This is a genomic window from Pseudomonas sp. P5_A2_2 (assembly GCF_054177685.1).
On record NZ_JBGCUL010001133.1, the window covers coordinates 1 to 1,341 of the forward strand.

Below are 1,341 nucleotides of genomic sequence, written 5' to 3' on the forward strand. Positions count from 1 at the left end.
CGCATACGGTCATTGGGCATGAGGCGGAAGTTCCGTGGCCAGGATACATCCAGCACATGGACTACGAGCTGGAGCTTGGCTACGTCATCGGAAAGCGTGGAGAAAGTCTGCGTCCTGATAACGCGCTTGATCACCTGTTTGGTATCACCATCTTCAACGATTTCAGTGCCCGCGATTGTCAGGCAGTCGAAATGCCGATTGGGATGGGCCCCACCAAGTGTAAAGATTTCGCCTACGGTATCGGGCCTTGGATTACCACCGTAGATGAATTCAAAGACCTGGACCGGATCGGCATGGAAGTTCGCGTCAATGGSGAGACTTGGGGCAAAGGTGACAGCTCCAATAAGCTGTGGACGATTGGCGAGCTCATTGCCTGGGCCAGCCTTGGTGAAGCCATCGTGCCTGGCGATGTGATCGGTTCGGGTACCATGGGCGGTGGTTCAGCTTTGGAGCTTGATCGTAAGCTCCAGCCAGGTGATGTCGTCGAAATGATTGTTGAGGGGGTCGGAACCCTGCGCAACACAATGGGGCAACCTATCTCGGGTCTTTGGTGGCCCGAAGAACGCAAGCCATTCATGTGACGTGTATTTGAAATTCACGCGCGCATCAGAGATCTCAGGCCCGGGCGCAAAAGTACGGGCCTGATAAAACAAAAACGCATTCTTTGATAGGTGTTGAAATGAACATCCTTGGCCCGGACACTYTGTATTTTGGTGTTGACGATGTCGCGCTCTGCGAGCGCTTCCTGGAGGATTACGGTCTTGAGCCGGTAGGGGGCGGACGCTTTGAGGCATTAGATGGAACTGGTGTAGTCATCAAGCATCGTGACGATCCGGCTTTACCTGCCTGGAATTTGCCGACTGCAAACATGTTGCGCAAGACAGTGTACGGCGTAAAAGACATCGCGACTCTCGAGAGCATCCAGAAGGAGTTTGAGGGCGAGCGTGAAGTCAAGGTTTTGGCCGATGGTTCGCTGGAGTTAGTGGACGATCTCGGATTCTCTCTGGGCTTCCAAGTCTCGATCAGAAAGCCGCATAAACTGGCCGCCGAGCGTGTAAACGCGCCTGGAGATATTCACCGTCCTGCGAACAAGACCGGTGTAGATGACAGTTCCGAGCTCGCTCCCAAGCCACGAACGCTCTCCCACGTTGTCTATTTCGTTCCTGATGCCGAGAAGGCCGAGCGCTTCTATGCGGATCGTCTGGGCTTCAAACTCACAGACAAATTCGTCGGAATGGGCCCATTCCTGCGTCCTGCGGGTACTTTCGATCACCATACCCTTTTCTTCATTCAAACCCCGCCGCATTTGCAGGGATGCGAGCATTTTACCTTCCATATGGG

The 1,341-nt window shown here is 54.0% G+C and carries 2 protein-coding genes; both read left to right on the plus strand.

Going from position 1 to position 1,341, the window contains the following annotated elements; translation table 11 throughout:
• Positions 1-581, plus strand: a 581-nt coding sequence (locus ACXRVY_RS29445) for a fumarylacetoacetate hydrolase family protein (protein ID WP_458239012.1), incomplete at its 5' end; no start/stop codon positions are given.
• A gap of 98 nt (positions 582-679) precedes the next feature.
• On the plus strand, positions 680-1,341 hold a 662-nt coding region (locus ACXRVY_RS29450), incomplete at its 3' end, for a VOC family protein (protein ID WP_458239013.1).